The sequence below is a fragment of the Streptomyces sp. P6-2-1 genome, assembly GCF_050613165.1.
Classification (GTDB): Bacteria; Actinomycetota; Actinomycetes; order Streptomycetales; family Streptomycetaceae; genus Streptomyces.
In genome coordinates, this window is record NZ_CP192513.1 from 1,713,370 (window position 1) to 1,734,476 (window position 21,107).

The 21,107-nt window shown below is 73.8% G+C and carries 18 protein-coding genes and 1 tRNA gene; 15 read left to right on the top strand and 4 right to left on the bottom strand.

Annotation, left to right across the window (positions count from 1 at the left end; all coding sequences use genetic code 11):
- Window positions 1–92: 92 nt before the first annotated feature.
- Window positions 93–716, top strand: coding sequence for an HNH endonuclease family protein (locus ACQYWQ_RS07565; RefSeq protein ID WP_431039102.1), 624 nt, complete (start codon window positions 93–95; stop codon window positions 714–716).
- Between the two features lie 697 nt (window positions 717–1,413).
- Window positions 1,414–3,405 (top strand): alkaline phosphatase D family protein, encoded by a 1,992-nt coding sequence (locus ACQYWQ_RS07570; protein ID WP_431033137.1) that lies wholly within the window; start codon window positions 1,414–1,416, stop codon window positions 3,403–3,405.
- Window positions 3,406–3,731: 326 nt separating this feature from the next.
- Here ACQYWQ_RS07570 and ACQYWQ_RS07575 read toward each other — a convergent pair whose 3' ends face one another.
- Complete coding sequence (locus ACQYWQ_RS07575) at window positions 3,732–4,799, bottom strand: superoxide dismutase (protein ID WP_431033138.1); 1,068 nt, start codon at window positions 4,797–4,799, stop codon at window positions 3,732–3,734.
- A 235-nt stretch (window positions 4,800–5,034) separates the two neighbouring features.
- Here ACQYWQ_RS07575 and ACQYWQ_RS07580 point away from each other — a divergent pair, with 235 nt between their 5' ends.
- Window positions 5,035–5,682 (top strand): DedA family protein, encoded by a 648-nt coding sequence (locus ACQYWQ_RS07580; protein ID WP_431033139.1) that lies wholly within the window; start codon window positions 5,035–5,037, stop codon window positions 5,680–5,682.
- A gap of 1,185 nt (window positions 5,683–6,867) precedes the next feature.
- On the opposite strand, the gene ACQYWQ_RS07585 is transcribed toward ACQYWQ_RS07580, so the two are convergent.
- Window positions 6,868–7,101, bottom strand: a complete 234-nt coding sequence (locus tag ACQYWQ_RS07585; protein ID WP_431033140.1) for a DUF2277 domain-containing protein — start codon at window positions 7,099–7,101, stop codon at window positions 6,868–6,870.
- A 59-nt stretch (window positions 7,102–7,160) separates the two neighbouring features.
- Window positions 7,161–7,460 carry a hypothetical protein gene (locus ACQYWQ_RS07590; protein ID WP_431033141.1) on the bottom strand — a complete coding sequence of 100 codons (300 nt, stop codon included), beginning with the start codon at window positions 7,458–7,460 and terminating at the stop codon, window positions 7,161–7,163.
- 963 nt (window positions 7,461–8,423) lie between these two features.
- Between ACQYWQ_RS07590 and ACQYWQ_RS07595 the strand changes: the two genes are divergently transcribed.
- From ACQYWQ_RS07595 to ACQYWQ_RS07640, 10 genes are all read left to right on the top strand, one after another.
- A complete protein-coding gene (locus ACQYWQ_RS07595; RefSeq protein WP_431033142.1) occupies window positions 8,424–8,960 on the top strand; it encodes a hypothetical protein in 537 nt (178 codons plus the stop codon).
- Window positions 8,961–9,756: 796 nt separating this feature from the next.
- The gene (locus tag ACQYWQ_RS07600; RefSeq protein WP_431033143.1) at window positions 9,757–10,956 is read left to right on the top strand and encodes an ATP-binding protein; all 1,200 of its coding nucleotides are present in this window, start codon (window positions 9,757–9,759) and stop codon (window positions 10,954–10,956) included.
- Entirely contained in the window at window positions 10,953–11,354 is a 402-nt protein-coding gene (locus ACQYWQ_RS07605) for a roadblock/LC7 domain-containing protein (RefSeq protein WP_009064783.1), read from the top strand. The genes ACQYWQ_RS07600 and ACQYWQ_RS07605 overlap by 4 nt, the downstream gene beginning before the upstream one ends.
- Window positions 11,351–11,746 (top strand): DUF742 domain-containing protein, encoded by a 396-nt coding sequence (locus tag ACQYWQ_RS07610; RefSeq protein ID WP_431033144.1) that lies wholly within the window; start codon window positions 11,351–11,353, stop codon window positions 11,744–11,746. The genes ACQYWQ_RS07605 and ACQYWQ_RS07610 overlap by 4 nt, the downstream gene beginning before the upstream one ends.
- Window positions 11,721–12,323 (top strand): GTP-binding protein, encoded by a 603-nt coding sequence (locus tag ACQYWQ_RS07615; RefSeq protein ID WP_431033146.1) that lies wholly within the window; start codon window positions 11,721–11,723, stop codon window positions 12,321–12,323. The genes ACQYWQ_RS07610 and ACQYWQ_RS07615 overlap by 26 nt, the downstream gene beginning before the upstream one ends.
- Window positions 12,324–12,657: 334 nt before the next feature.
- A complete protein-coding gene (locus tag ACQYWQ_RS07620; RefSeq protein ID WP_431033147.1) occupies window positions 12,658–14,010 on the top strand; it encodes a cytochrome P450 in 1,353 nt (450 codons plus the stop codon).
- Between the two features lie 348 nt (window positions 14,011–14,358).
- Window positions 14,359–15,627, top strand: a complete 1,269-nt coding sequence (locus tag ACQYWQ_RS07625; protein ID WP_431033149.1) for a cytochrome P450 — start codon at window positions 14,359–14,361, stop codon at window positions 15,625–15,627.
- Window positions 15,624–16,439: an enoyl-CoA hydratase/isomerase family protein gene (locus ACQYWQ_RS07630; protein ID WP_431033150.1), complete on the top strand. Its 816-nt coding sequence runs from the start codon at window positions 15,624–15,626 to the stop codon at window positions 16,437–16,439. The genes ACQYWQ_RS07625 and ACQYWQ_RS07630 overlap by 4 nt, the downstream gene beginning before the upstream one ends.
- 205 nt (window positions 16,440–16,644) lie before the next feature.
- Window positions 16,645–17,151, top strand: a complete 507-nt coding sequence (locus tag ACQYWQ_RS07635) for an HD domain-containing protein (protein ID WP_431033151.1) — start codon at window positions 16,645–16,647, stop codon at window positions 17,149–17,151.
- A 479-nt stretch (window positions 17,152–17,630) separates the two neighbouring features.
- A complete protein-coding gene (locus tag ACQYWQ_RS07640; protein ID WP_431033152.1) occupies window positions 17,631–18,005 on the top strand; it encodes a VOC family protein in 375 nt (124 codons plus the stop codon).
- Between the two features lie 393 nt (window positions 18,006–18,398).
- Here the strand turns inward: ACQYWQ_RS07640 and ACQYWQ_RS07645 are convergent.
- Window positions 18,399–18,470: transfer RNA gene (locus ACQYWQ_RS07645), tRNA-Val, on the bottom strand.
- A 144-nt stretch (window positions 18,471–18,614) separates the two neighbouring features.
- On the opposite strand from ACQYWQ_RS07645, the gene ACQYWQ_RS07650 reads away from it, so the two are divergent.
- Together ACQYWQ_RS07650 and ACQYWQ_RS07655 are read left to right on the top strand one after the other, a co-directional pair.
- A complete protein-coding gene (locus ACQYWQ_RS07650) occupies window positions 18,615–19,367 on the top strand; it encodes a DUF4097 family beta strand repeat-containing protein (protein ID WP_431033153.1) in 753 nt (250 codons plus the stop codon).
- Window positions 19,368–19,488: 121 nt separating this feature from the next.
- The gene (locus ACQYWQ_RS07655; RefSeq protein WP_431033154.1) at window positions 19,489–20,949 is read left to right on the top strand and encodes a hypothetical protein; all 1,461 of its coding nucleotides are present in this window, start codon (window positions 19,489–19,491) and stop codon (window positions 20,947–20,949) included.
- The last annotated feature ends 158 nt before the right edge of the window (window positions 20,950–21,107 follow it).

The window sequence follows — 21,107 nt, forward strand, 5'->3', positions numbered from 1 at the left end:
TGCCCTCACACCAGGACAGTTCGTTCGCTTTCTACGCGCGTCACGACGACCCGGCATCCCAGCGGCCCCGCCGACTCCGTCGCCCGCGCCGCCTGCTGGGCGCGCTCGGCGCCCTGACCGCCGCGCTCACCACCGCGTCCGTGCTCGCGGGCCCGCCCGCGCAGGCGGCCCCGCCGACCCCCATCGCCGCTTCCACGGCCCGGAGTTACCTGTCGCAGCTGACCGTCGCGACGCCTGGTTCGATGACCGGTTACAGCCGCGACAAGTTCCCGCACTGGATCACGCAGTCGGGCAGTTGCGACACCCGCGAGGTCGTGCTGAAACGTGACGGCACGAACGTCGAGCAGAACTCCAGTTGTTCCGCTGTCTCGGGCACCTGGAAGTCCCCGTACGACGGGGCCACGTGGACGGCGGCGTCCGACGTGGACATCGACCACGTCGTGCCGCTCGCGGAGGCGTGGCGCTCGGGTGCGAGTTCCTGGACCACCGCGCAACGCCAGGCCCTCGCCAACGACCTCACGCGCCCCCAGCTCGTGGCCGTCACGGACAACGTCAACCAGTCGAAGGGCGACAAGGACCCCGCCGCCTGGATGCCCCCGCTCGCGTCGTACGGCTGCATGTACGCGCGCATGTGGGTGCAGGTGAAGCACTACTACGACCTCAATGTGGACTCGGCGGAGAAGACGGCGTTGCAGGGGGCGCTGAAGGGTTGTTGAGGGGGAGGAGCGAGGGCCGCCGGTGAGGGGCATGCGAGCCCCTCACGGCGGCGGTCCATTCGAGCCCCTCACGGCGGCGGTCTGATCGGCGCGCGCTGCGCGGGTGAAGGGCGGGCTCTGGGGGGGTGGGGTGGGGAGAGGGTGACGGGGCGAGGGGGGAGGGGTGGGGACAGGCGCGAGGCGTCGCGTAGGCGCGGGACGAGGGGCAGGCGGCGCGTGGGCGGAAGCAAGGGTACGTGACCGTGGGTGACGGCCTGAGGGAGGCAGGCCTCGCCGCTTCGCCTGTTTCCGGGCACCCCCCACCCTCCCTAGGGGGGCGTCCCCGATTCCCATCCTTCCGCACCCCACCCCACCTCCCGCCCCAATTCCCGGAATCTGTGGATAACTTCGCCGAACTCAAAAATCCTCTCACTCGTCCGGGTGGCGACCGTCTGCGCGCTTGCGCAGCGCCGGACCATCTGCGCTACGGTCACAGACAGTCGCAACGCCATCCTGTACGGCGGCCGCCGGCCCGGCTCCGGCGGCCGTCCCACGCTCACCCCTCACGTTCACCCGTTCGTGAGAGCCCGCCCGGGAACCGCTCCCTCACCGACCGCCGTTCTCCGTAGTAGTTCCGTTCGAGGGACACGCGTCCTGTTCGAGCGGGAGGGTAGGTGCGGGTGGCGCGGGGCCAGACGAGCGTGAAGGGCGGGCAAGGATGGCAAGGCTGCTACTGGGGCCGGTGCTGCGGTACGTGGACGCGAGCGCGGCGACCGTCTGGGTGGAGACGGACGCGGCGTGCACGGTGCGCGTGCGGGGGACGGCACGGGAGAACGCGGAAGGAGGTGGACAAGGAAATGGAGACGCAAGTGCGGGCGCGTGGACGGCGATACAAGACGGGGCGGACGAGAGCGACGGCGGTACGAGAGCGGGCAGCGGTACGGAGAGCGGCGGCGGCACGGGAAACGAGGACGTCGATACGGGAACCGGGAACGCAGGAACAGGAATCGGGGACGCCGGAACGGGAACAGGCGGTGCCCTCGCAAGGAACGGGGCCGCCCGTACGGGACAGAGGAGCGCCCGCGCGGGGGACGGCGACGGCCCCCCGGGTTCCGTGTCCTTCGTCGGCGAGGCCGCCACCTTCAGCGTGGCAGGGCATCACTACGCCCTTGTCGTCGTCGACGGGCTCCCGTCCGGTGTCTCGTTGCCGTACGAGGTGACGTTCGAGGCCGACGGCGGTGGGAGCGAGGTCCGGGTGTGGCCCGAGGAGGGCTCCGCTTTCCCGCCCTCCGAGATCCGCACACGGAGCGAGGACCCGGCAGCGCCGGTCCGGGTCTCCTTCGGGTCGTGCCGCTGGGCCGCGCCACCGGCCGAGGAGAAGGACCCGGTGGGACCCGACGCCCTCGACACTCTCGCACGGCGGCTCGCCCGGGAGCCCACGGGCGAGCGCCCGGAACTGCTCGTCCTGCTCGGTGACCAGGTGTACGCGGACGAGGTCTCGCCCGCGACGCAGGAGTGGATAGGGGCGCGACGCGACCTCGGCAGCCGGCCGGGCGCGCAGGTCGCCGACTATGCCGAGTACACCCGGCTCTACGCCGAGTCCTGGGGCGACCCGGAGATCCGCTGGCTGCTCTCAACGGTGCCGAGCGTCATGATCTTCGACGACCACGACATAGTGGACGATTGGAACACGAGTGAGTCCTGGCTCGCGGAGATGCGCGCGACCGACTGGTGGCGCGAACGCGTCCTCAGCGGCCTCATGTCGTACTGGGTGCACCAGCACCTCGGCAACCTCTCCCCCACCGCTCTCGCCGCCGATCCGCTCCTCGCCGCGATCCGCTCGGCCCCGGACCGCGACGGCACGGCGGCACTGCGCGCCTTCGCCGAGCGCGCGGACGCCGACCCCGCAGCCGTGCGCTGGAGCTACCGACGCGACCTCGGCCGCACCCGGCTCCTCATGATCGACTCGCGGGCCGCGCGCGTCCTGAAGGAGGGCCGGCGCGCGATGCTCGGCCCGGGAGAGGAGGACTGGGTGCGCGCGCAGGTACGCGAGGATCGCGGCGCGTACGACCATCTCCTGCTCGGCACCTCGCTGCCCTGGCTCCTCCCGCACCTCATCCACGACCTGGAGAGCTGGGACTCGGCCCTGTGCGGCGGGGCGCGGGGCGCCCGCTGGGCGGAGCGCGGCGAGTACCTGCGACGGGCGGCCGACCTGGAGCACTGGGCCGCCTTCCCCCGGTCCTTCGATGCGCTCGCGGATTTGCTCGCGGAGATACGGGAGGGGCCGGAGGCGCCGGCGACGGTGAGCGTCCTGTCGGGCGACGTGCACCACGCCTACATCGCCGAGGCCCGCTGGCCACGCGGGAGCGGGGCCGGGTGGCCGCGCGGGGACGAGGCGGAGCCGGGCAGCCCGGTGTACCAGCTCACGTGCTCTCCCGTGCACAACTCGGTGCCGCTCGCGATGCGCTTCGGGTTCCGTTTCGGCTGGACGGGCGCGGGGCGCGCGCTCGGCAGGCTCTTCACACGGCACGGGCACGTGAAGAGGCCCGCCGTGCGCTGGCGGCGCGGCGGCGGGCCCTGGTTCGGCAATCAGCTCATGACACTCGATCTGCGCGGCCGGACGGCCGAGCTGACCTTGGAGAAGGCGGTGGTACGGGGCGAAAGCGCCATCCTGCGCGAGGTGACGCGCACCAGACTGCACCGCGCGTGAACCGCGCCGACCCACTCCGTACGGCCCCCGGCCAGGCATCAAGGGGCCACGGCTCACCCACACCGTGTCCACCCCGCCAGGGCCGTCCCCACCGTCTCCACCCCGCCAGGGCCGTCCCCACCGTGTCCACCCCGCCAGGGCCGTCCCCACCGTGTCCACCCCGCCAGGGCCGGCCCCACCGTGTCCACCCGGCCAGGGCCACCCCTGCCAGAGCCAGCCTCACCAGGTCCACCCCCTGCCAGGGCCGGCGCCACCGGGCCCCCGCCCCACCAGGTCCGGCCGCACCGCGAACCCGCCCGGTGCGTCTCACCGCGCCCGCGCGGTTCTCACCATCCCCGGAAAGGTACCGAGACGCAGGCGACGCGTTCGGTCGCGCCGGCCGCCTCGTGGAGGACGACCGACCGGGCCTCGCCGGGCCGGAAGTCCCACGGGTGCGCGGCGGTCGCCGTGCCGTTGCCGAGGGTGTCGGCGGTGACGTCGAGCCAGACCTCGTTGCGGGGGTTGGCGTAGTCCGGGTCGGTCGAGGGCTGCGCCGGGTCCTTCTCGTGCTGGTAGTGCCCACCCGCGGCGGCCGGGTCGGTACCGCAGACGCCGGTGTGCACGTGCGCCCCGTAGCGGTGGCCCGCCTTGAGGCCGGTGACCCGCAGCGTGACGCGGGTGCCCTCGCCCTCGGTGCGCTGCTCGACCTCGACGCCCGCGCCGGCCGGGACGAGCGAGGGCTTGTAGGTGAGCGCCTTCGGGAGGTCCGCCGCGGGCGCGAGCGCCTTCGGCACGGCGGAGAAGTGCGAGCCGACGAGGAGCCGGTACTCCCCGGCGGGACGCTGCCCCTGGCCACCGGCGGCCGGGGCCTGCTCCTCGGCGGTCGTCGGGTAGCCGTACGGGGTCGTGCTCGTGCCGCCGGTGCCGGGGAGCACACCGGTGGGGGTGCCGAGCGCGCCGGTGGCGAGGTCACCCGTACCGGTGAGGCCCGCGCCGGGCACGAGGCTGCCGGGCGCGAGCGCGCCGGCCGGCTCCGCGGGCCGGTCGGTGAGCACGGCCGCGGGATCGGTGGGACCGGTTCCGGCGGGGGCGAGCGGGGCGACCGTGGTGAAGGGGCCCGTGTCGGCGGGCGCGGTCCTGCCCCGTACCCCCTGGACCGCGGGCCGCACCGTGGTGTCGGCGGCCGGCCTCGGCAGCGGGCGCAGCGCGGGCCCGGCCGGGGGCGCGGCCGGGCGCAGGTAGGAGGAGGGGAGCGAGCCGCGTGCGGACGCGCCCACCGCCTCCCGCTCCGCCGCGGGCCTCGGCGGCTCCGGTCTGGTGCCCGGCCCTGTCGGTACGGCGACTGCCTGGCCACTCGCTGCGGCCGCCGCCAGCACGGCCGCGGCGACGGCCCCGGCGACCCTTCCTGACACCATCTGCTGCTCCTTGCGCTCGGTTCCCGTTCGATTACCTTCGGTGTCTTCACTCGTACGGGACCGGGCCGCCGGGCGCCGCTCGGATGGGGCACGTGGGTGAACGTGAGATGTCCTACAAGCCCACCCCCCGGCAAAGCTCCCGGTGATCAGTCCGCGTACGCTGTATGGCTGAGATCCGATCGCCCTTGCCGCCTCCCGTGCGACAGCGTGGCGCTGTCCATGACCGGGAGTTTCGGTGTTCGAGAGTCTGGGGCCGCTGACCGGCAGCCCGTGGATGTACGCGGTCATCGCGCTCTCGGTCGCGCTCGATGTGTTCCTCCCCGTGCTGCCCAGCGGGGTGCTGGTCGTGATGGCGGCGACCGCGGCGGCCGCGACGGCGTCCGCGAGCCCGCACGTGAGCCAGATCCCGCACGTGGTGCTGCTCGCCGCCTGCGCCGCGGTGGCTTCCGTGCTCGGTGATCTGCTGGCCTTCCGGCTCGCGTTGCGGGGTGGTGCGCGCCTGGACCGGGCCATCGCCCGCTCGCGCAAGCTGAGCACCGCGCAGGAACGACTCGGCTGGGCGCTCGCGCGGGGCGGCGGGGCCCTTGTGATCCTGGCCCGTTTCGCCCCGGCGGGCCGCTCGGTCGTCTCCCTCGTCGCGGGCGCGGCGCACCGCCGTACACGCGACTTCCTGCCGTGGTCGGCGGTCGCGGGTGTCGCCTGGGCCGCGTACAGCGTGGCGCTCGGCTACTTCGGCGGGCAGTGGCTGGGCGCCAACTGGTTCGGCACGGCGATCTCGGTGGCGGCCCTCTTCGCCGCAGGTACCGGAGCGGCCTTCCTCATGCGCCGCCCGGCACCGGCCACGTCGGCCCCGGCCCCGCGCCCCGCCGCGCGCCAGGGCTGAGCGGTCGGCCGAAGCCCGGATCGCCGAGTACCCGAGGAGCGCGTGCGTGCGCTGATCGCGGCCGGCGACGCCCCCTGACTGCCCGCGCTGAATGCCGCCCGGCCGCGGCACAAGGCGCGTACGCGGTCGCCTCACGCACACCCCGTGTCCGCGGCTCACCCAGCACGCACGCCCGCACGGCCTCTCGCACTCCTCACCGCTCGGCGGCACGGCGGACGGGACACGTACGGCCTGCCGGGCGGGGCCAGGCTCGTCGTCGCGACGCGGAGCGGCGTACGGACCCCCGGGGGACGACACGCGACGGGAAGGTGACGGGCGGACCCGCGCCCCGGACCCGCGCCCCGGACCCGCCCTGCGCGGCGCGCGACGGGGCTCGCGCGAGAGCCGCGGCGGGATGCCGCTCGTCCGCGTCCCCCGGGGAGCCTCGGTGACGGTTGGCGCACGGAACGCGGGTGCCGAGGTCACGGGGTTGAGGTCACGCGGCCGAGTCACGGGATGCGGGGCGGCTGCGCCTCGGCACTGCGACGGCGATGTACGTGTGCGGGACGCGGGTGGTCCCGGCGGGCTCCATCGGCTCGTGAGTCGCAACGGCACGGTACGGGCCGCCGGACTCGCGGCGGAGCGGGTGAACGCCGAGACGTGACCGGCAGGACCCGCGACGGCTCGGTCCGGGTCACGTTCCCCACCGGACCGCGCCCGTACGCCGTTGACCGCGTCCACGGTCGCGGCCGCACGACGCACACCTTCCCCCACCCCTCGCCCGTCGCGGGTGTGGGCGCGGAGGCGGAGGCAGGTGCGGGCTGCCGCCTGACCCTGTGCACAGGCACCGGCACCGGCACCGGCACCGGCACCGGCACCGGCCACACGGAAGTCCGTACGGGGTGCGGGGCACGCCCCACAGCCGGACCAGACCCCGCAGCCGGGCCGAGCCGAACCCGGCCCGCAGCCGGATCGCAGGCCCGGCCGGGCCGAGACCCGCAGTCTGACCAGCGGCCCCACCCGATCAGCGGCCCCGTCGGACGCGGCCCGCGCCCGGACCAGACCCGCACCCGAGCCGAGCGCCCAGGCGAATCGCCCCCCTCACGCCGGGCCGCCCGCACCGAACCCCACGACCGGCCCGGCCCTTCAACGAACCCCGGCCCCCACCCCGACCGGCCCCCGCCCGGACGAGCTGCCCGGGCCGGGTCAGCTCGCCTCCCCCCGCGCCGCAGGGCCCTTCACCTCAAGGCCCGCCATCAGTTCCGCCGTCGCCCGGGCCACCTCAGCGACCGCGCGTTCGAACACCTCTCGGTTGTGTGCGGCCGGGGCGCGGAAGCCGGAGACCTTGCGGACGTATTGGAGGGCGGCTTCCTGGATCTCTTCCTCGGTCGCCCACTCGGGCTGGGCGGGGGGACGCAGGGTCCGGATGTTTCGGCACATGGCCCCCAGCTTGCCGCGCCGAGCGGGAGCCCGCCCCGGAAACGGTGACTCCCGAGCGTTCACGGCCGGGCGAATACAGCCGGGCGCCTACGGATACGGCTCGCCGTCACCGGTGTCGACGGCGTCATCCCCGTCCGAGGTACGTCCTGGTGCACGACCTCGGGACGGACGACGGGTACTTGTGCCCGCTCGGCGCGCCACTGTTCCTCGCCCCAGGCGACCGCGTCCTCCTCGGCGCCCGTGCACAGCGCCCCCGGGCACAGCGCCCCCGTGCACAGCGCCTTCTGGTCACCCGCCGCGACGCCGACACCCCTCACCCGCTGGGACGTGGGGCGGCCTTCGCGGGCGGGGGCGGCCACACCCCTGACGCGGCCTCGCGTCGCACGGCGGTGTCGGCGGGGGCAGGCAGTCTCCGCGCAGGGACGCCCCACACACTCCCGAGGCCCCGAGACCCCACCGATTCCCGAAGCTCCCGACACCGCCGACACCCCCGGGCCCCCGACACCCCCGGGCCCCCCGACGCCCCCGGGCCCCCCGACACTCCCGGGCGCGCCCAGCACACGCGCCCACCACACGCGCCCCGGCATACCCGCCCCAGCACGCACATCCCCGGCACGCCCGCTCCCGGCCGCGCCGCACCCGTGCGGGTCGCGTCGGTGGGCGGCCCCTTGATCGGGTCCCCGAGCCCTCGGTGCACGCGTGGGACGGTCGCGCGGAGGCCGGTTCCGTGGTCGGCGAAGTCGGCAAAGCGGGTGGCGTGTCGGTCACGAGCACGCCTGCGAGGTGGAGGGCCTGGCGGGGCCCCGCAAGCACGGACGGCACCGTCGCGCTCGTACTGGCCGACGAACCGGGCACGAGGTGCTTCCTGTGCGAGAGGCGGCAGTTCACGCGGTGGATGGCGGTGGATGGCGACGGACTCGGAGTCCGAGTCGTTCTCGAAGGCCGAGGCGGTGCCGCCCGATACGGGCACGGCCCGGGAGGGCGGCGGGCTGTGGGTCACCGACGGCCCTGGCGGTGCGCGGGGGACGCCGCGGACGCGGGGCCGGTCTCGGTGTCGAGCATCCCGGCGGAGGAGAGCCGGACCGGGCTCCGGTACGGATTCCGGCCGGTCGGGGGCGCGAGCGGGCCGTCTCAGGACGGGCGGGTTCCCGGGGGTGGGGGTGGTGCGGCTCACCCCGGAGGTGGCCCGAGAGAGCCGTCCCGGGGACGCGGCCCGTTCCCGCGTCCACACCACGATCCCCGTTCACACGTTCGAATGAATCAGCACGCGCCTCCCCCCTTCCGTTCGCTTCGAAAAATCGAACAGGCGTACCATTCGATGCGTGGCAGAGACCCGAGACTTCCCCGACGACCTCCGCACCGGCCAGGAGGAACTGCACCAGGTGCGGGCGGAGCTGCGCGAGCTGCTGAGGCGGCTGCCCTGGTCCGTGACACCGCACGACGGCTTCAGCGAGGACAACGGATGGCGTCGCGTGGAGCGGCCCGCCACGCCCGGCTGGGGCGCGGAGGACCAGGCGCTCGTCAGCAAGCTGCGCGCCCGCGAGTTCGAGCTGACCGTCTTCGTGACCTCGCATCCCTACTGGGCCGAGGTCGCCCAGGAGCGCCGCGTCGACGCCCGCAGCCGCCTCAAGCACGCGGCCACACCCCCCACCGAGCCACGAACCACGGAGCCCGCACCCACCGCGCCGCAGGCCAACGAGCCAGGCACCCCGGGACCCGAAGCCGCCGCACCGGAGACCCCGGAGCCCGAGCCCACCGAACCAGGGTCCACCGCGCCCGAGCCCACCGAACCGGCGTCCACCGCCCCCGAGCCCCCCGCTCCCGGCACCCCCGGTCCCACCACCCCACCGGAGAAGTGAGGCGCCCCGGCCCCGCCCGCCCGAAAGCCGGCCCACCCCGGCCTCCACCCCACCCAGGCGCCGACCCACCCCGCCCCTCACCCAGGAGCCACGCCACCCAGGCCGCCGGGACCCGCCTCGCCGCCACCCCGCCAGAGAACCCGCACCCCTCGACCCCGACCCATCCCCCCGCCAGAGAACCCGCACCCCTCGACCCCGACCCATCCAAAAGCCGACCCGCCTCACCCCCACCCCACCCAAGGGCCGGCCCACCCGGAAGCCGCCCCGCCCGGCCCACCGGGCCCCACCTCACCCCCACCACCCCACCCGGAACCCACCCCGGCCCGGGCTCCCCACCCGGAAGCCACCCCGTCTCCGCCTCCCCCACCGCCGCCCCGCCTCACCCCCACCGCCCCCCCGCAGCACCGCCCCCACCCACTCCCCCTCACCTCCCCAACCCCCACACGTCCCCCTCCCGCTCCCCCCGCACCCCCACACCTTCATCTCCCCAACTCCCGTCCGCACCCGCCTCGTTCATCACCCGTCACCCGGAACTGGTGCAGATGAGGTGAGAGTCGCCACCCGATGCGCTCAACCGGCCGAAGTCGCAAGTCTCGACTGATACGATCATCGGACTTTCAGTAGACTGACGACGCGTCATACGCGTGCGGGGGACAGTCTCAAAAGCCCCACCGCCCTAGGGCGCGGGACGGAAAACGCCAGGCGGCTCCGCGCCACCCGCCACGACGCACGACCCCGCGCGGTGCCCCGGAGGACCCGTCCCCGTCCTCGCGCGGTGCGAGTTGAAGAGAGTCTCATGACTTCATTTTTCCGAGATCCACTGCTGTGGTTCTCGCTGGTAGTGCTCGTGGTCGCGGTGTTCGCCGTGCTGCGGGCGCGAAGGACCAACCTCTCGCTCAGGAAGGCGAAGGCCGAGCTGGAGGCGGGACTCGGCCGGGCCCGGGGTGATCTCGCGCATCTGGAGGCGAGAACCGCTTCGCTGTCCGAACGGCACCACGGCGAACTCGCCGACGTGCGCGCGGACGCCGAGTCCTCGACCAAAGCCGTCCTCAAATCGGCGATGGGCACGCTCCAGTCCCTCGCCGAGGAACAGCAACTCCTGCTCGACGGACTGCTCCAGAAGTACGGCGACGACTCCGAGATGCTCGCCGACCTCATGTCGGTCGACCACACAGGCAGCCAGATCGGGCGCCGCGCCAAGGGCATCTCGGTGCTGTGCGGCGGCTGGCTCGGCCGCCGCCAGGACCCGGCGAACGTGTACGACGTCGCGCGCAGCGCCCAGGGCCGCATCAAGGGCTTCGGGCGGGTCAGCGTTCACGCGCAGGTCAGCGCCCAGGTCGTGAGCAAGGCGGTCGAGCCGCTCGCGGTGGTGCTCGCCGAGCTGCTCGACAACGCGACGGCGTACAGCGCGCCCGGCACCCCGGTCGAGGTGAACATCCAGACCGTGCCCACCGGCATCTGTTTCATCGTCGACGACGCGGGCCTCGGCATGGACCAGGAGACCAAGGACCGGGCGGCGGCCCTGCTCTCGGCCGAGGAATCCGTCGACATCACCAAGCTCGGCGACCCGCCCCGCTTCGGCTTCGCGGTGTGCGGGATGCTCGCGACCCGCTACGGCTTCGCGGTCTCGGTCGGTTCGGTGTCCCCCTACGGAGGCGTGCGTGCCGTGATCCGCGTACCGGAAGAGCTTCTCAGCGCCCAGTCGGCGGCACCCGCGGCGCCCGCCGCCCGGCAGGACGACACCGTGGAGGAGACGCCGCAGCGCCTCGCACCCGTACCGGTCGGCCCCTCGCACATCGTGGGCCGCACTTCCGGCGGGCTCCCCAAGCGCAGCCGCCGCCAGCGTGCCATCGCGGTCGTCCCCGAGCCCGCGGCGAGCGAGGCGACGGCACCGGAACAGTCCAGCGAAGTGACCGCGTCCCGCCTCGGTGCCTTCGCGCGAGGCACCCAGCTCGGGCGGAGCACGACCTCCTTGGAAGGACCAGATCAGCCGTGAACACCGACCTGTCATGGGTGCTGAACGACGTGCTGGAAGTGCGCGGCGCACGCCACGCGATCCTTGTCTCGGGTGATGGGCTGCTGCTCCAGCGCTCCGACGAGATATCCCGCGACGACGCGGAGACCAACGCGGCCGCGATGAGTTCCATGCAGTCGCTGAGCCGCGCGGTCGCGCCCTTCGTCGGCGCGGGCAACGGTTTCTGGAAGCAGACGCTCCTGGAGTACGACGGCGGCTGGATCTTCCTCATCGCGGCCGGTTCGGGCGCCTACCTCGCCGTATCGGCGGCGGTCGACGTGGACATGGAGGCCGTGTCCTTCCGGATGCAGAAGACGGTGACGGCGCTCGCGAAGGCCATGAGCATCGCCCCGCGCACTGACAACGGTGTCGGCGTATGACGGCCCCCGAGGAGGAGGCCAAGAGCCCCGATGAAGGGGCCTCCGTCACGAGCGACTTCGTGCGCTCGTACGTCATCACCGGGGGCAGGGAACTGCCCACCCCCGAGGATCTGGCGCTGCACACCCTGGTGACGCTGGCTCCCGACCGCAGTCTGCCGCTCGGCGCCAGTCCCGAGACCCGGGCGATCTGGGAGCTGTGCGGCGGGGGTTACCTCTCGGTCGCCGAGGTCGCGGGTCACCTCGCGCTGCCCGTCGGCGTCGTGCGGTTACTCCTCACCGACCTCGCGCGGCAGGGACACCTCATGCGCCGAGCCGAACCGCCCCGGGCCCAGCACGTTGACAGAGCGACTCTGGAGAAGGTTCTCAATGGACTCCAATCCCTCATCGGCTGAGGTCGCCCCGCGCTCCATCTACGTCCCCAGCGCGGTGACCAACGCCGCGAAGATCCTCGTGGTCGGGCACTTCGCCGTGGGCAAGACGACCCTCATCGGCTCGCTCTCGGAGATCACCCCGCTGCGCACCGAGGAGCGCATGACCCGCGCCTCGGTCGACGTGGACGACCTGCGCGGCACGGGCGACAAGAGCACGACGACCGTCGCCCTCGACTTCGGCAGGCTCACCCTGAGCGAGGACCTCGTCCTCTACCTCTTCGGGACGCCGGGCCAGCAGCGTTTCATGCAGCTCTGGGAGGACATGGCGCGCGGCGCGCTCGGCGCGCTGCTGCTCGTCGACCCCTCACGCCTGGAGCAGACCTTCCCCGTCATCGACCTGATCGAGAGCTACGGCCTGGAGTACGCGGTCGCGGTCAACTCCTTCGACACCGGCACGTCCTACAGCACGGAGGAGGTGCGCGAGGCGCTCGACCTGCTCCCGGACACCCCGGTGGTCGTCTGCGACGCGCGCGACCAGCGCTCCTCGGCCGAAGCACTCATCGCCCTCGTCCGCCACCTCCTCGAACACGCGGCCTGACCGCGTTTCCCGCCGTACGGGACGGTCCTTCCGTACGGCGGGAAACGCGGCCTCCTCGCGCGTACGGGCCCCACACCGTCCGGCCCCCGGGCACCGCGTCCCCCGCGGCACCCCGGCGGCATCCCGTACGGGACCGGTCGCCCCCGCACGGGAACCGGCCACATCTCGCACGGGAACCGGCCACATCCCGTACGAGACCGGCCGCTTCCCGTGCAGGACCGGACAAGCCTCGTACGGGTACGCGTCGGCCCCCGCGCCCGGCCGCACCCCGCCCCTCCCCCACCTCACCCCCTTTCCCCCCGGGAACCCCCTCCCGGTTCATGAAGGAAGTCCGATGACCACTCATCGCGCGTCCGCCCCGACCGGCGGCGGATGCCCCATGCACGACGCGGCCTTCGCCGCCGATCCGCACCAGGTGTACGAGAAACTGCGCGCCGAGGGCGCCGCCGGGGCCGTCGAGCTGGCGCCCGGCATCGAGGGCACGCTCGTCGTCGACCACGGCACGGCGCTCCAAGTACTCCGCAACACCGAACTGTTCGTCCGCGACTCGCGCCGCTGGCAGGACCTCGCCGAAGGCCGCATCGCCGCGGACAACCCCCTGCTGCCGATGCTGGGCTACCGGCCCAACGCCATGTTCAGTGACGGCTCCACGCACCTGCGGCTGCGCAAGGCCGTCACCGACAGCCTCGCGAAGCTCAACATGAGCCGGGTACGACGCGAGGTCGAGCCCATCGCCGACCACCTCCTGGACCAGTTCAGCGAGCGGGGCCGGGCGGATCTGCTCTCCGACTACGCCAAGCTGCTGCCGCTGCTCCTCTTCAACAAGCTCTTCGGCTGCCCGGCCGACATCGGTGACACCCTCACCTCCTCGATGTCGGCGATCTTCGACGGCCGCGACCCGCTGCGCGCCAACGAGGAACTGACCGCGTGCCTCATGGAGCTGATCGCCCTCAAGCGCCGCCAGCCCGGTGACGACATCACCTCCTGGCTCATCCAGCACCCGGCCGGGCTCACCGACGCGGAGCTGAACGACCAGCTCGTGATGATGATGGGTGCCGGTGTCGAGCCCGAGCGCAACCTCATCGGCAACACCCTGCTGCTCCTGCTCTCCACCTCGGGCGGCCGTGACGCGGGGATGCAGATCGAGGAGGCGATGGACCACGTGCTGTGGAACGCGGCCCCCATCGCCAACTACGCGGCCCACTACCCCGTGCAGGACGTGGACTTCGGCGGGCACATCGCGGAGGCGAACACGCCCGTGCTCATCTCCTTCGCCGGCGCCAACGGCGACCCCCAGCTCGCCGAGGCGCGCGGCAGCCAGAGCAAGGGCGCGCACCTCGCCTGGGGCGCGGGCCCGCACGCCTGTCCCGCCAAGGACCCGGCGCAGGTCATCGCGAGCGCCGCGATCGAGCGGCTGCTCAACGCGCTGCCCGACCTCGCGCTCGCGGTCCCCGAGGGGGAACTGCGCTGGCGTCCCGGCCCCTTCCACCGGGCCCTGGTCTCGTTGCCGGTGAATTTCAGCCCCACCCCGGCGACCCGCATGGCGCTGCACCGCCCCCAGCCGGCCCCCGGCGAGGAGCGGCAGTCCCCCGTCGCCCCGCGCGGTACGAGTGGTCCGGACGGCGCGCAGGAACCGGCCCGCAAGAAGGGCTTCTGGTCGGCGTTCCTCGACGTCTTCCGCGCCTGACGACACCCCCGGCCCACCGCGCGCGGTGCCCGACGGCGCTCAGCCGACCGCGCGCGGCGCCCAGTAGACCGCGCCCACAAGAGGTCTGAATGCTCATCACCTCATGAACGATCAGGCCAATTTCCCCGCACGGGTTTTGAGGCGCGGAGGCCCACGTCCCGGGTCCTCCGCGCCTCGGCCGGGCACGCCGGGATTCATGACAGACAGGGACAGAACGGGGCGTTACGCATGGTGTCGCAGAGGCCAAAACCACCGCATGTGACAGAGGCAACACCCTGCGGCGCATGACGCGCAGACAGGAAGGGTAGCTTCCGCCGGTACCGGCAGCCTTAGCCAAAGGAGCTATGCGTGAACGCCGTAGGCCATCACCCCGGCACCTCCACTCTCAGCCGCCGCGCCGTCATCCCCTTGCTGCGGCGGCTTCGCAGCGCGCAGGGAACAGCGAACCCGCGCCCGGTCTGGGCCGCACTGCACGAACTCGGTGACGTCGTCCCCGCACCCTGGGGCGGCTATTTCGTGGTCGGCTTCGACGCCTGCAACGAGGTCCTGCGCGGCAGGAAATGGCACAGCAACGACTTCGCCTGGCAGGAGCGCCAGGGCAACCCCGAGCGCTGGGCCGACCTCGCGACACGTGAGATGACCCGTACGCTCCCCCGGCTCAACGCCCCGGCGCACACGTGCCAGCGGCGCGCCGTCGGTACCCCCTTCGACCGCGCCTCGCTCGAAGCCCTGCGCCCCATGATCGCCGGTCTCATCTCCTCGCTCCTCGACGAGCTGGAGGCCGAGATCAAGGTCGAGGGGCACGCCGACTTCATGCGCGTCGTGGGCGAGCAGCTGCCGGTGCGCTCGGTCGGCGAGTGGATCGGCATCGATCGCGCCGACCACGCGCACCTGCTCGATTTCACCCACCGTCAGGTGTACGCACAGGAGTTGCTGCCCTCCAAATCGCAGCTCGCCATCTCCGAGCAGGCCACGCTGGAGATGCGGGAGTTCTTCACGCGGCTCATCCGCGAGCGCCGCGCGCGGCCCGGCGACGACGCGCTCACGCAGTGGATCGCCCATTTCGACGACGTGTACGGGGACGACCGGGCCGCGGCCGACCAGATCATCTACGACCTCACGATGTTCGTCACGATCGCTTCCCTGGAGACGAGCGCGGTCCTCATGGGCAACGCCGTCCATCTCGCGACCGCCGACCCGGCCCGCGCCGCCTGGCTGAGCGCGCACCCCGAGCACATCGACTCAACGGTCGAGGAGGCGCTGCGCTACGACCCGCCGATCTGGGTCAACTCCCGTATCGCCTCGGAGGACCTGGTACTCGCCGGCGTCCCGATCCCGCGTGACACGACGGTCCACGTGATGTACGGAGCCGCCGCGCACGACCCGCGCCGCAACCCGGACCCGGACACCTTCGACCCGTTGCGCGGGGGCGGCCACCTCTCCTTCGGCGGCGGCCCGCACTACTGCCTGGGCGCCGGTCTGGCCCGTCTCGAAGCCCAGGAACTCCTGGCCCAGGTGCTGAAACGTTTCCCCACGTTGCACGCGGTCACGGCTCCGGTCTTCGACGACACCCGATTCGTCTTCCGCCGTCTCGTCTCCCTGGATGTCCAGATATGACCGGTCAACCGGAACCGGCGGGGGCACCCGCACCCGTTCCGCCTTCCCCGCTGTCCCTCCTCCCCCTCGACAGCGACCGCAAAACCCTCCGCACCCGCCGCGAGGGCGGCCTGCTCCTCGTGGAACTGCGCGAGCCGGAGCAAGGGAACGCCGTCACGGACACGATGCTCGACGAGCTGTACGAAGTGCTCGACGCCCAGGACACCACGACGAAGGTCGTCGTCCTCACCGGCGCCGGGCCCGATTTCTGTCTCGGCGGCGACCGCCACGAACTTTCCGCGCACATGGCCACCGACCCGGCCGGGGGCGCCGTACGCCTCTCGGGCGCGCGGGCCCGCCGTGTGTGCGAGGCGTTGAGCACGGGACCCGCCGTGACCATCGCCCGCGTCCAGGGCAGGGCGATCGGCGCGGGTTTCGCGCTCGCGCTCGCCTGCGACCTGCGTGTCGGTGCCGAGACCGCGAGCTTCCGTCTCCCCGAACTCGCCCTCGGGCTCCCGGTCGCCTGGGGCGGCCTCCTGCCCCGCCTCATCAACGAGGCCGGCGCCGCCCGCGTCCGTGAGTTCGTCCTGACGGCCCGCGTGGTCGGCGCCGAGGAAGCGCTGCGCCTGTCGATCCTCCAGCGCGTCGTGCCGGAGGCGGACCTGGACGCCGCCGTCCTCGCCTGGGTCAAGCCGCTGCTGCGCCGTTCCCCCACCGCGCTGCGCCTCACCAAGACGCTCTTCAACGCCCACGCGGCCCCCACCCGCCTGGCCGACGCGAGCCTCCTCGACCCGGAACTCCTCGCCCTCGCCCTCAGCGAGTCCCGCCGCTGACCCCGGGCCCCCGGCCAACGACGCCCGGGGGCCCGTGAGTCGGCGGGCCGTACGGCTCGACGGGTGGAGCGACTCGACGGGTGGAGCGACTCGATGGGCGGAGCGTCGCCCTGACAAGGCGCAGGTCGGCTGTTCACCCGCACCCTGCCCTCCGGGGCCCCGCCCCCGCGCCACGGCTGCCCGCCGGTCGCGCCACGCCGGCGTCATGACGCCCCTCGCGGAGGCCCATGCCCTCGCCGCTCTCGCCCACGCGGGACAGGCCGACAAGATCGGCGTGCCGTGCATCGCCGACGTCCGCGCCGTGGCCGCCGGTCTCGCCCCCTCCGGTCCCGGCCTCCGGATGGCCGGGCTGCTCCACGACGTCATCGAGGACACCGACTGGACCGCCGCACGCCTCCGCGCGGCCGGGGTACCCGACCGGGTCGTCGCGATCGCCGAAGCCGTGCCCCACACGCCCGGGCTCGCCTCCGAGGACAAAATCCGCCGTATCGCGGCCGATCCGCTCGCCACCCTTGAAGATCGCGGACAGCGCCCACGACCGCCGCGCCGACCCCACGGCACACCTCCCCGCCCCGCAGGCGCGACGGCCGGCGGGGGTGGCGGCCGGCGGGGGCGGCGGCCGGCGGGGGCGGCGGCCACGTACCGCGCTGCCCGGGCCGTCCTGTGGTCCGCCGCCCCGCCGCAGGACGTCGCGGCGTTCTCACGCTCGTGAACCCGGACCTGCTGGAGGAGTTGACGGCGCAGGACGTGTCCGCAGAGTCCCGCGCGGTGCGGGGGGGGGATCGGTCGATGTGCGCACCCGGGCGGATCACCGTCGTCTCCCTCGGGACGTTCCGGACCGCCCGGCCCGCACCCCCCACTCCCCTCACCCCCCACTCCCCTCACCCCCCACTCCCCTCACCCCCACTCCCCTCACCCCCGCCCGGTGCCGCGCCCCGCCCCGCCCCGCGAAGGGCGCCACGCCACCGTTGTGGCCGCACGGACGCTCGCGTAGGGTTCCCGGCGTGAACACCGGACCGGCTTCGCGCCACTCACGGATCGGCGACCCGGTGGTGGGCTGAGCGCACGGCGGGTGCGCGGTACGACGCGCCCATCCCGTCCCGCACGCGGCCCCCCGGGCTCTCGCGCCACGCGCGCGACACGCGCGCCACGAGCCCGTTTCCCGTGCAGGACCACCAAGGAGCCAGCCGTATGCCGGCCACGTTCAACCACACCATCATCGCCGCCAAGGACCGTGCCGAATCCGCCCGGTTCTTCCGGGAGTTGCTGGAGCTGTCCGAAGCCCCGTCCTGGGGTCCCTTCACCAACGTCCAGCTCCGCGACGGCGTGCTGTTGCAGTTCGCCGAGCCGCCGGTCGAGATCCAGATGCAGCACTACGCCTTCCTGCTCGACGACGCACTGTTCGCCCGCGCGTACCAGCGGCTGCGCGAGCGCGGGATCACGCACTGGGCCGATCCGCAGATGCGCCGCCCCGGCGAGATCAACGACGAACACGGCGGCCGGGGCGTGTACTTCAAGGACCCCGCGGGCCACGCCATCGAGCTGATCACACGCCCCTACCTGTGAGCGCACGCCCCCGCCCGTAGGCACCGCACGCACACACACGCGCCCCTCGCCCACGACAAGGCCCCTCAGCCGATCCCGGTTGAGGGGCCGCGGCAGGTGCGCACCCGCCGCCCGGGGGGGGGCGCGGACGGTCCCGAGCCTCCGGCCTTCGCCCCGCGAGGGCAATGCCGCACACCGCGAACGGCACCAGGGCAGCGCGATCAACGCGCCGCGATCAGCACGGCGCCCGAGGCGCGCGGCATCGGCGCCTCGTCACCGCCCCCGCAGGCCGGGCCCGCCGTCGGCCCCGTCGCCGTCACCGCCGGGCCCGCGCGCGTCCGGGGACGACGAAAGCCCCCCGGCCACAAGGGCCGAGGGGCCGAAAGACAGGCACCGGCCTGCTTCTGCTCCCGGTGGGCGCGGACGGTTTCGAACCGCCGACATTCGCCTTGTAAGGGCGACGCTCTACCCCTGAGCTACGCGCCCGGGTCGAGCCGACAGCCTACCTTGCCCCGCGCCGGGGCCGGGACAGGGGCCGGTGGGGAAAACCCCCGGGTGGGGACGGGGGACCGCGTCATCGTGCCGCGGGGCCGCTCCCTCGTACGGTCGTGGTCCGAGGAGGAGGGGTTCATGCGACGAGTACGTGCGGTGACGGCAGTGGTGCTGGGGGTGGGGCTCATGGCGGTGCTCGGGGGGTGTGCCGACGCCGCGGACGCGAAGCCGGAGCACCGGGCCTGGGCCTTCGGCGGGGAGCGGCTGACCGTCGACGTGGACGACGCGCGGCTCGACGTCGTCGCCGCGGACGTCGAGAAGATCGAGGTCACGCGGCGGATCGCGGGCAGGGTCGTGCTCGGCAAGGGGCCGAGGCCGAGCTGGGAGCTGGACGGGGACCGGCTGCGGTTGCGGGCCACGTGCTCGGGGCTCTTCGCCGACTGCGACGCGCGCTACGACGTGAAGGTGCCGCGCGCGCTCGCGCTCACGGTGCGCGGCAAGGACGGCACGGTCAGCGTCTCGGGTGTCCGTACGGCGCTCTCCGCGCGGGTCCACGACGGCTCGCTGCGCGTGCGGGACGTCTCGGGCCCGCTCGACCTGAGCAGCACGGACGGGAGCGTCGACGCGCGCGGGGTCGGCTCGCGCACCGTGCGGATGCGCAGCACGGACGGCTCGCTCCACCTCGTGGCCCGTACCGCGCCCGCGCTCGTGGACACGCACTCCCAGGACGGCTCGACGACCGTGGAGCTGCCGGGTTCGGCGGCCTACGACGTACGGACCGAGGTCAAGGAGGGGAGCACGCACGTCTCGGTGGACCGCGCTGAGGACAGCGCGCACCGGGTGCGGGCGCGCAGCCACGACGGCTCCGTCACGATTCGTGAGGCCGGCTGAGGACCGGCCCGCACCACCCGCCACAACCGGCCTCCGCTTTCGCGAACTTTTCCGTCCGCGCGTTCGTCCTCCTGGATGGGAGAATGAAACGAGCAAGCAGACGCGGCACGGGAGAGGGATTGTGACGGCGACACCTCGGCGGTCGTGCACCGGACGGGCGGCACGGCGGCCCGGGTCAGGTGCTGTCCAGGTACGGTCCGGGGTTCCGGCACGGTCCTCGGTTCCCGTACGGTCCGGGGCCCGCCCCGCGCCGTCGCCGCTGCGCGGTCTCGTGGCGCTGAGCCTGCTTCCCCTCCCCCTTCTCCTCGCGCTGCCCGGCGCCCTCACCGGGGGCGGGGGCGGTTCGCGGCGCTGGTTCGGCGGTGGCGGGCGCGGCGAGAACAGACGCGCGGAGGCGCAGGCCGCGCGGGACGCGGCGGCGAACGCCTTCTACGAGCTGGACACCGCGCAGCGCGATCTGCGCATCTCGGTCGAGACGATCTCCGCCGTCGACGACAGCCCGGCCGGGCAGCGTGCCGTCTCCGATTTCGCCGCGCTCGGCCGCAGGATCGACGAGGCGAGCGGTACGTACATCGCCGCCGTCGACGCCGTGGACCTCGACAGGGACGAGCTGGACGGCGCGGCGGCCTCGCGGGCGCGGCGCGAACTGGACGGCGCGAAGGACGAGCTGAAGCGGGTCAAGGCGGACCTCGACCGTTTCGCCGAGAGTCTCGCTCCGCTGCTCGGCAAGGCAGAGACGCAGCTCGCGCGACTCGCCCCCGCCGTCGAGCGCGCCAAGCAGTCGCTGCTCGCCACGACGACCGTGCTCGACGCCGTCCGCGCCCAGGGGCTGCGCGCCGACGAGCTGGCCGCGCGGCTCGCGGCGCTCGCCCCTGAGCTGACCCGGCTCAACGAGGGCGCCGCGCGGCACGGCGTGGCGGAGACGATCCAGCGTGCCGACCGGGTGCGGCGCGAGGCGGAGGCGCTGCGCGCGGAGGCGGAGCGGCTGCCGGAGCGGGCCGGGGAGATCGACAGGCGGCTCGTCTCGCTGCGGACCAGGGCGGAGGCGCTGACGACGCGGAGCGCGCAGGTCGATCCCGTGCTCAGCGAGCTGCGGCGCAGGTTCACCGCGCCGTGCTGGCAGGACCTCCAGCACGTTCCCGAGGAGGCGGCGAAGCACGTGGCGCAGGCGGGCACGAAGCTCGCGGAGGCGCGGCAGGCCCGCGAGGAGCAGCGCTGGGCCGACGCGACCGCGCTGCTCGCGACCGTACGGGCGCTGCTCGACGAGACGGACGAGGCGGTCTCGGCCGCCGGGGACCGCTTGCGGCAGCTCAACGAGGTCGCGAAGGACCCGCAGCGCGAGATCGAGCGGACGCGGTTCGCCGTACGGGACGCGCAGCGGCTCGCGATGACGGGCCGCCAGACCCCCGATCCACGGCACGCGCGGCCGCTGGACGACGCGGTGGCGCGCCTGGACCGCGCGGTGATGGCTCTGGAGGGCCACCACCCGGACTACTGGCAGTTCCTGCGCGAGACGGAGGCGGTGCGGGGAACGGCGGCGCGGGTCGTGGAGCAGATCCGCGAGGAGCGCGGCGGGGGCTGAGGCGGGCTGCCGAGCGGTACGGGCACGAGGGGCGCCCAGGCCACCCGGCGCGGGCCGCCCCACGCGCTCCCGCCCGCCCGCCCGCTCGCGCCCACACGCTCCCGCCCGGCCCCGCTCACCCCGCTCGCCCCGCTCCGCTCGCCTCCGGTCTCCCCCGC

What these genes read in the sequence shown, in the direction of transcription:
- ACQYWQ_RS07620 (WP_431033147.1), top strand. Translation starts at nt 12,658, where the DNA reads ATGACCACTCATCGCGCGTCCGCCCCGACCGGCGGCGGATGCCCCATG.
- ACQYWQ_RS07630 (WP_431033150.1), top strand. Translation starts at nt 15,624, where the DNA reads ATGACCGGTCAACCGGAACCGGCGGGGGCACCCGCACCCGTTCCGCCT.
- ACQYWQ_RS07615 (WP_431033146.1), top strand. Translation starts at nt 11,721, where the DNA reads ATGGACTCCAATCCCTCATCGGCTGAGGTCGCCCCGCGCTCCATCTAC.
- ACQYWQ_RS07640 (WP_431033152.1), top strand. Translation starts at nt 17,631, where the DNA reads ATGCCGGCCACGTTCAACCACACCATCATCGCCGCCAAGGACCGTGCC.
- ACQYWQ_RS07635 (WP_431033151.1), top strand. Translation starts at nt 16,645, where the DNA reads ATGACGCCCCTCGCGGAGGCCCATGCCCTCGCCGCTCTCGCCCACGCG.
- ACQYWQ_RS07585 (WP_431033140.1), bottom strand. Translation starts at nt 7,101, where the DNA reads ATGTGCCGAAACATCCGGACCCTGCGTCCCCCCGCCCAGCCCGAGTGG.
- ACQYWQ_RS07575 (WP_431033138.1), bottom strand. Translation starts at nt 4,799, where the DNA reads ATGGTGTCAGGAAGGGTCGCCGGGGCCGTCGCCGCGGCCGTGCTGGCG.
- ACQYWQ_RS07570 (WP_431033137.1), top strand. Translation starts at nt 1,414, where the DNA reads ATGGCAAGGCTGCTACTGGGGCCGGTGCTGCGGTACGTGGACGCGAGC.
- ACQYWQ_RS07650 (WP_431033153.1), top strand. Translation starts at nt 18,615, where the DNA reads ATGCGACGAGTACGTGCGGTGACGGCAGTGGTGCTGGGGGTGGGGCTC.
- ACQYWQ_RS07600 (WP_431033143.1), top strand. Translation starts at nt 9,757, where the DNA reads ATGACTTCATTTTTCCGAGATCCACTGCTGTGGTTCTCGCTGGTAGTG.
- ACQYWQ_RS07610 (WP_431033144.1), top strand. Translation starts at nt 11,351, where the DNA reads ATGACGGCCCCCGAGGAGGAGGCCAAGAGCCCCGATGAAGGGGCCTCC.